Raw genomic sequence first — 7,094 nt, 5'->3', positions numbered from 1 at the left:
CGGCGACTCCTACGATAATGCGATGGCAGAGAGTATCAACGGGTTGTACAAAACGGAGGTTATCCACCGCGGGAGCTGGAAAAACCGGACGGAAGTGGAGTTGGCCACGCTGGACTGGGTGGACTGGTACAACAACAGAAGGCTGCTCGGGCGGCTGGGTTACATCCCTCCTACTGAAGCCGAAATGAACTATTACGCTTTGCAATTAGCATCAGAGGAAGCGGCGTAGTATTGCCAAAATTACTCTCTAATAAACTCGGGGTTATTCAACAAGCCGCTTGAATCAACGCTTCATGAAAGAATGGCGGACTCAGAGACTGCATGATGGTAGCAAGGCATCAACAGTTAATCGTGACGAAACGGTTATTAGCAGCATGTTTCGGGTGCTTATTGATGCAAATGAATATTATGGCGATAATCCCATACGTTCGCTTTCCGCTCTCAAAGAAAAAACACCCGAGATGACCTATCTTACGAGCGAGGAGATAGCCCGCTTGTTAGAAGCTACGGAAGGGGATGCGCAGCGGATCACTATTTTGTGTCTTAGTACAGGTGCGAGATGGGGAGAGGCTACAAGTCTGAAAGCTGAGCACATCCAGCACAAAAGGGCCACTTTTACGGAGACCAAGAACGGCAAGGTTCGCTCTGTCCCCATTTCTGATGAGGTGATCAAAGCCGTAAAAATCAAAGCATCAGGAACATTGTTTAACGTGAATTATAGCGAGTACAGAAAAATGTTGCGAGAAGTCAAACCTGACTTGCCCAAAGGTCAAGCTGCTCACGTACTCCGCCATACATTTGCTGCGCATTTCATGATTAACGGAGGTAATATTTTGACGCTACAAAAGATAATGGGTCATGCAAATATTCAGCAGACCATGACCTATGCACATCTTGCTCCAGACTATTTGCAAGATGCCATCGCGCTGAATCCGCTGAGGGGGAACATCCACATTCCATCCACACTTATGGGTTCTAATGGTTAATCACTAGACCCCAAACAGGGATTAAGTCATTGAAAATAGGCTTAATCCCTAGCAATGCCTAGGGGTCAAAACCCCGCTTCGGCGGGCTTTTTTTATTCACCGCTGTGGCCCCAACCGGAAACGGCTGGCGATTTCCGCCGGGCAGACAATACTCAGTCTTATCCGCAGCCGTCATCACGAGAACGTTATGCAGTACCCGCTTAATGAAATTTTCCAGACCCTCCAGGGGGAAGGCTACTTTACCGGCGTGCCGGCGATATTTGTTCGTCTGCAGGGTTGCCCGGTGGGGTGCAGCTGGTGCGATACCAAACATACCTGGCAACAGGACGAGGCCGACAGGGTAGCGGCGGGGGAGATCCCGTTGAAAACCGCCGACAGCAGCCGCTGGGCCAGCCTGACGGCGGAAGAGATCATCGCGCTTATCATCGAGCAGGGTTGGACCGCCCGCCACGTGGTGATAACCGGCGGCGAGCCGTGCCTGCATGATCTGATGCCGCTGACCCACGCGCTGGAGCAGCAGGGATTTAGCTGCCAGATTGAAACCAGCGGAACCCAGGACGTGCACTGCACGCCGCAAACCTGGGTGACAGTATCGCCGAAAATCAACATGCGGGGCGGATTGCCGGTGCTGGCGCAAGCGCTGGGCCGCAGCGATGAAATCAAACATCCGGTGGCGCGCCAGCGTGATATCGATGAGCTGGACGCGCTGTTGGCGACCCTGCACGATGCCAAGCAGCGGGTTATCGCGCTACAGCCCATCAGTCAGAAACAGGCGGCTACCCGCTTGTGTATCGACACCTGTATCGCCCGTAATTGGCGCTTGTCGATGCAAACCCACAAATACCTCAATATCGCCTGACAGGGGCCCGCCGCGTCCTTTGTCCGGGAGAGCGGGGGCCGCGCGGGTGCGTAGTCCGCGATACCCTCTGGACCCGATACCGACCGACCGTGCCCCGCCTCGCGGGGGCGGGCGACCGTCCGGCGCGATGGCGCTGACCGGCTGGGCGTGGTGCACGTCACCGACCGCGATAGACGCAGCCTGCGGTACAGGTTTCTTTCAGGGTTACGGCGCTTAGCAGCGGCAGCTGCGGCTTGAGCTGTTGCCAAATCCACTGCGCCAGCACTTCGCTGGTGGGATTTTCCAGGCCGGGGATCTCGTTAAGATAATAGTGGTCCAATCGATCCAGGATCGGCTGGAAGGCGGCTTTCAACTCGGCGAAATCCATGATCCAGCCGGTATGGGGATCCACTTCGCCGGTCACTTCCAGGCGCACCAAGAAAGAGTGGCCATGCAGCCGGCCGCATTTGTGCCCTGCGGGGACATGGGGCAAACGATGGGCGGATTCAAAGGTAAAATCTTTATATAACGTGGTAATCACTATCGCTTCTCTTCAACTACATTAACTGCATGATAACGGTTAGCGCGCTATGATGCCATGTCTGGCGCCGCCGGCAACCCCTGACGCGCAAAATGCGGTACTCCCGATGGCCAGCGCACCGCTAACGGCGCCCTTCCCAGGGTAAAGTGTACGCGCTTCCGGCGGACCTGTTCTATCGATAATTCCGGTAAGTTTAACCTTATTTATACCTTATGATGTTTAGTTATTATTCATATCGCATCCTTTATTGTGGTACGGCGAATGGTTAACCTTACAAACTCTAATGATCTTTATGGCCCGGCCCGGCGTGCCGGCACAAGGAACTGCCTACCCCCATGACGAAACAGGTCCCCCCTACCACAGTGCTGCCGCTTAGCGCGGAGCAGCTGGATCGCTTACAGACAGCGACCGGTGATTTATCTCCCCTGCAGCTGGCCTGGATTTCGGGTTATTTCTGGGGGCGGGTGGCGGAAGGTCAGCCCGCCGGCGTTAGCGCGGCGCAGCCGCAGGCAGCCCCGGCGGCGGCGCCGATTACGCTGCTTAGCGCCTCCCAGACCGGCAACGCGCGCCGGTTGGCGGAACAGCTGCGCGATGATCTCATCGCCGCCCGGCTTGATGTGGTGCTGATTAACGCCGGCGACTACAAATTCAAGCAGATTGCGCAGGAGAAATTGCTGCTGGTAGTGACCTCCACCCAAGGCGAGGGCGATCCGCCGGAAGAAGCGGTTGCATTATATAAGTACCTGTTTTCCAAAAAAGCACCCGCATTGCCGTCGACGCAATTCGCGGTCTTCGGCCTCGGCGACAGCTCCTATGAGCATTTTGCCAAAACCGGCAAAGATTTCGACAGCCGGCTCGCGGAGCTGGGGGCGCAGCGCCTGTATGATCGCGTGGATGCTGATGTGGACTATCAGGCGCAGGCCGAGGCCTGGCGTGCCGCCATTGTGGAACAGCTGAAGTCGCGGGTGGCCGTTGCCAGCCCGGCGCAGCAGCAGCTGGCGGCCAGCGGCAACGTCAACGAGGTGGATTCCAGTCCTTACAGCAAAGAGGCGCCGCTCACCGCCCATCTGGCGGTAAGCCAGAAGATCACCAGCCGTCAGTCGCTCAAAGATGTGCGCCATTTGGAGATTGACCTGACCGATTCCGGCCTGCGTTATCAGCCGGGCGACGCGCTGGGCGTATGGTACGAAAACGATCCGGCGCTTATCGGTGAACTGCTGGCGCTTTTGTGGCTCAAGGGTGATGAGCCGGTGCCGGTGGCCGGGCAGACGCTGCCTCTTGCCGAGGCGTTGCAAAAGCATTACGAGCTGACGCAAAACACCCCGGCCATTGTGGCAGGCTATGCCGCTTTCGCCCGGGACGAGGCGTTGTTGGCCGTGGTGGCGGATAAAGCGCAATTGCAACAGTTTGCGCTGGCGACGCCGATTGTCGACATGGTGCGCCGTGCGCCCATCGAGCTGCGCGCCGAGCAGTTGCTGTCCCTGCTGCGGCCGCTGACGCCGCGTTTGTATTCTATCGCGTCGTCGCAGGCGGAGGTCGGTGAGGAAGTACATATCACGGTCGGCGTGGTGCGTTACGAGATCGATGGCCGACCGCGCACCGGCGGCGCCAGCGGCTATCTGGCCGACCGGTTGGCAGAAGATGATGAATTGCGGGTATTTATCGAGCATAACGATAATTTCCGCTTGCCGAGCGATCCCAATACACCGGTGATTATGATAGGGCCGGGCACCGGGATTGCGCCTTTCCGCGCTTTTTTGCAGCAGCGCGAAGCCGACGGCGCCCCGGGCCAGAACTGGCTGTTTTTCGGTAATCCCCATTTTACCGATGATTTTCTTTATCAGGTGGAATGGCAGCGCTATGTCAAAGAGGGGCTGTTGAGCAAAATCAGTCTCGCCTGGTCGCGGGATCAGGCGGAAAAGATCTATGTGCAGGATAGAGTGCGCGAGCAGGGCGCCGAAGTGTGGCGCTGGATCCAGCAGGGTGCGCATATCTATGTCTGCGGCGACGCCAATCGTATGGCCCGTGATGTCGAGCAGGCGCTGGTGGCGGTGGTGGCCGAGCATGGCGCCATGGACCTGGAGCAGGCGGACGAATTTTTGAGTGAGCTGCGCATTGAGCGCCGTTATCAGCGGGATGTCTATTGATGAGCGAACAACAACCGAAAGCCAAATTTTCCGACAATGAGCGGTTAAAAGGTGAAAGCCGTCTTCTGCGCGGCACCATCGCGCAAGATTTGCAGGACGGGCTGACCGGCGGCTTCAATGGCGATAATTTCCAGTTGATCCGCTTTCACGGCATGTACCAGCAAGACGATCGCGATCTGCGCGCCGAGGCGAAGCTGGAGCCGTTGATTAACATGATGCTGCGCTGCCGCCTGCCGGGCGGGGTGATCACGCCGCAACAATGGCTGGGCATCGACGCCTTCGCCGCCGAGCAGACCCTTTACGGCAGTATCCGTCTGACCACCCGGCAAACCTTCCAGTTTCACGGCGTACTAAAGCCGGAGCTGAAAGGGATGCATCAATTGCTGCACCGTCTGGGGCTGGACTCGATCGCTACCGCCGGCGACGTCAACCGCAATGTCCTGTGCACCTCCAATCCGGTGGAATCGGTGCTGCACCGGCAGGCCTGGGAATGGGCGAAGAAAATCTCCGAACATCTGCTGCCGAAAACCCGCGCCTATGCGGAAATCTGGCTGGACGGCGAAAAGACCGAAACCACCGACCAGGAGCCGATCCTGGGGCCGACCTATCTGCCGCGTAAGTTTAAAACTACGGTAGTGGTGCCGCCGCTCAATGACGTCGATCTGCACGCCAACGATCTCAATTTTGTTGCCATCAGCGATAACGGCCAATTGGTCGGCTTTAACGTGCTGGTGGGCGGCGGCCTGGCGATGACCCACGGCGATAAGAGCACCTATCCGCGCAAGGCCAGCGAATTTGGTTTTATCGCTTTGGACGACACGCTGAAAATCGCTGAAGCGGTGGTCACCACGCAGCGTGATTGGGGTAACCGCTCCAACCGCAAGAACGCCAAGACCAAATATACCCTGGAGCGCGAAGGCGTTGGCGCGTTTCGGGAAGAGGTGGAGGTGCGCGCGGGGGTGCAGTTTGCCCCTATCCGGCCCTACGCCTTTACCGAACGCGGCGATCGCTTCGGCTGGGTTAAGGGGATCGATAACCAATGGCACCTGACGCTGTTTATCGAAAACGGCCGCATCCTCGATTATCCGGATCGCACGCTAAAAACCGGTCTGGCGGAAATTGCCCGCAGGCATAAAGGAGACTTCCGCCTGACCGCCAATCAGAACCTGATCATTGCCGGCGTCGATAAGAAGGACAAAGCGGCTATTGAGGCGCTGGCGCGTCGGCACGGGCTGATTAACGATGAGGTCACCCCCCAACGCAAGGCGTCCATGGCCTGCGTGGCGTTTCCCACCTGTCCGCTGGCGATGGCTGAAGCGGAACGTTTCCTGCCGCAGTTTGTCAGCAAGGTGGAGACCATCATGACGGGACACGGGCTGGCGGATGACGAGATTATCCTGCGCGTGACCGGCTGCCCGAACGGGTGCGGCCGGGCGATGCTGGCGGAAATCGGGCTGGTGGGGAAAGCCATCGGCCGCTATAACTTATACTTGGGCGGCGATCGCATCGGTACCCGGATCCCGCGCATGTACCGGGAAAATATCACCGAAGACGAAATCCTGAGCATCATCGATGACACCGCGGGCCGCTGGGCGCGCGAGCGTCAGCCGCAGGAGTCCTACGGCGATTATGTGGTGCGGGCCGGGATAGTGCGCCCGGTGGTGGATTCGGCGCGCTACTTTTACGATTAAGCGGAGAGAATGGCATGAGCGATTGGGATCTCGGCGAATTGAATGCGCTGGACAAAGCGCAGCAAACGGCGGCGCTGGCAGCGGTGAACCAGCAGTTGGAAAGCCAAACGGCGGAACAGCGGGTTGCCTGGGCGCTAGAGCATCTGCCGGAGCAAGCGGTATTGTCATCGAGCTTTGGCATTCAGGCCGCGGTCAGTCTGCATTTGGTCACGCGCCAGCGTCCGGATATTCCGGTTATCCTGACCGACACCGGCTATCTGTTCCCGGAGACCTATCGCTTCATCGATGAGCTGACCGAGACGCTGGGGCTGAACCTGCAAATCTTTCGCGCCACCACCTCGCCGGCCTGGCAGGAAGCGCGCTACGGTAAACTGTGGGAGCAGGGCGTTGAGGGGATCGAGCGCTATAACCAGCTCAACAAGGTGGAGCCGATGAACCGCGCGCTGGCGACGCTGGGCGCGGGGACCTGGTTTGCGGGGCTGCGGCGCGAGCAGTCCGGTAGCCGCGCCCACCTGCCGGTGCTGGCAGTCCAGCGCGGCGTCTTCAAGCTGCTGCCGATTATTGATTGGGATAATCGGCAGGTGTACCAATATCTCACCCGTCACGGCCTCGGCTATCATCCGCTGTGGGAACAGGGATACCTGTCGGTGGGTGACACCCACACCACGCGCAAGTGGGAGCCCGGCATGAGCGAAGAAGAGACGCGCTTTTTCGGGTTGAAACGCGAATGCGGGCTGCATGAAGGCTAAGATCCTGCCCCTAGGGGCATAGGTATCTACACATTTATCGTGATACCTGTTATTACTTTGCAGAATGATTTCAACCTATCTGTTGGCGGGATTGACTCTCGCCTTACCCGCCGATATCAGACGCTGGTTAAACAGCATATGA

Annotated in this window: 7 protein-coding genes; 6 read left to right on the top strand and 1 reads right to left on the bottom strand. The window is 58.0% G+C overall.

The window, feature by feature from the left end; translation table 11 throughout:
• The 3 genes from CINSTRO3249_RS11045 to queE form a co-directional block, all read left to right on the top strand.
• The coding region (locus tag CINSTRO3249_RS11045; RefSeq protein WP_143146879.1) for an integrase core domain-containing protein at positions 1 to 229 on the top strand (229 nt) is incomplete at its 5' end.
• A 49-nt stretch (positions 230 to 278) separates the two neighbouring features.
• On the top strand, positions 279 to 986 hold the full coding sequence (locus tag CINSTRO3249_RS11040) for a phage integrase (protein WP_254304351.1): 708 nt from the start codon (positions 279 to 281) through the stop codon (positions 984 to 986).
• Positions 987 to 1,173: 187 nt separating this feature from the next.
• Positions 1,174 to 1,845: a 7-carboxy-7-deazaguanine synthase QueE gene (gene queE, locus CINSTRO3249_RS11035; protein WP_074013324.1), complete on the top strand. Its 672-nt coding sequence runs from the start codon at positions 1,174 to 1,176 to the stop codon at positions 1,843 to 1,845.
• Between the two features lie 157 nt (positions 1,846 to 2,002).
• Here queE and queD read toward each other — a convergent pair whose 3' ends face one another.
• A complete protein-coding gene (gene queD / locus CINSTRO3249_RS11030) occupies positions 2,003 to 2,365 on the bottom strand; it encodes a 6-carboxytetrahydropterin synthase QueD (RefSeq protein ID WP_074013323.1) in 363 nt (120 codons plus the stop codon).
• A gap of 335 nt (positions 2,366 to 2,700) precedes the next feature.
• Between queD and cysJ the strand changes: the two genes are divergently transcribed.
• From cysJ to CINSTRO3249_RS11015, 3 genes are read left to right on the top strand one after another with little or no spacing between them, the layout of a single operon-like run.
• Entirely contained in the window at positions 2,701 to 4,512 is a 1,812-nt protein-coding gene (gene cysJ / locus CINSTRO3249_RS11025; RefSeq protein ID WP_074013322.1) for an NADPH-dependent assimilatory sulfite reductase flavoprotein subunit, read from the top strand.
• Positions 4,512 to 6,203: an assimilatory sulfite reductase (NADPH) hemoprotein subunit gene (cysI, locus tag CINSTRO3249_RS11020; protein WP_074013321.1), complete on the top strand. Its 1,692-nt coding sequence runs from the start codon at positions 4,512 to 4,514 to the stop codon at positions 6,201 to 6,203. The genes cysJ and cysI overlap by 1 nt, the downstream gene beginning before the upstream one ends.
• 14 nt (positions 6,204 to 6,217) lie before the next feature.
• Complete coding sequence (locus CINSTRO3249_RS11015; RefSeq protein ID WP_074013320.1) at positions 6,218 to 6,952, top strand: phosphoadenylyl-sulfate reductase; 735 nt, start codon at positions 6,218 to 6,220, stop codon at positions 6,950 to 6,952.
• Positions 6,953 to 7,094 lie beyond the last annotated feature (142 nt).

It is taken from the genome of Candidatus Sodalis sp. SoCistrobi (genome assembly GCF_900143145.1).
Lineage (GTDB): Bacteria > Pseudomonadota > Gammaproteobacteria > Enterobacterales > Enterobacteriaceae > SoCistrobi.
The sequence above is the reverse complement of the archived record's forward strand: the minus strand, read 5'-3'. Positions and strand labels throughout refer to the sequence as shown.

Excerpts from the sequence above, each read along its gene's own strand:
- CINSTRO3249_RS11015 (WP_074013320.1), top strand. The coding sequence starts at position 6,218 with ATGAGCGATTGGGATCTCGGCGAATTGAATGCGCTGGACAAAGCGCAG.
- cysI (WP_074013321.1), top strand. The coding sequence starts at position 4,512 with ATGAGCGAACAACAACCGAAAGCCAAATTTTCCGACAATGAGCGGTTA.
- queE (WP_074013324.1), top strand. The coding sequence starts at position 1,174 with ATGCAGTACCCGCTTAATGAAATTTTCCAGACCCTCCAGGGGGAAGGC.
- cysJ (WP_074013322.1), top strand. The coding sequence starts at position 2,701 with ATGACGAAACAGGTCCCCCCTACCACAGTGCTGCCGCTTAGCGCGGAG.